General features: G+C 50.3%; 1 protein-coding gene. It reads right to left on the reverse strand.

All coding sequences use genetic code 11. The annotated features are described in order from the left end of the window. A partial coding sequence (locus tag B6C99_RS13145) for an RHS repeat domain-containing protein (protein WP_143413976.1) occupies positions 1–585 on the reverse strand: 585 nt, incomplete at both ends.

Below are 585 nucleotides of genomic sequence, written 5' to 3' on the forward strand. Positions count from 1 at the left end.
TAATGTAAGCCGGTTTCTCTGTCTAAATATTGTCCCTGATATCTGAGGTTTTGCTCTATGGGTTCGTGTTCGATTTCATGAATCCGCTTTCCCCATAACTGAAAGCTACATTCCCACAGTATTTTACCGTTTGCATCCGTCAGTTCTTCCGGACAGCCATTCAGGTCGGTGTAGATATACAGGCTGGTGGGTTGATTCGGGCCGGTTTTCTGAATCATTCTTAACCCGTCCCACAGGAAGCGGGTACGGTTGTAAGGTTTGCCCTCGCGGTCTAACTTTTGTTTTTCGATGCGTCTGCCAAGGGCGTCATAGAGGTAGCGGTATCGTTCGGTTTTGTTGAGCTGTTCAATGCGTACTTCGCTCAGGCGGTGTTCGGCGTCGTAGTGGTAATGCTGGGTGGCACCGGTGGTCTGTTTACTGGCAGTTCTGCCGTGCTCGTCGTAACGGTAGTGGTGTCCTCTGAAATGCAGGAGCTGGTTACAGCGAATCAGGTTGTAGTTGCTGTAGTCCTCTCTGTATTTGCTGTCCAGCAGGTTGGCAGCGGCATCATATTGCAGGGTTTCCCAGTATCTCTGGTTGCGACAG

The organism is Gilliamella sp. N-G2, assembly GCF_002142215.1.
Lineage (GTDB): Bacteria > Pseudomonadota > Gammaproteobacteria > Enterobacterales > Orbaceae > Gilliamella.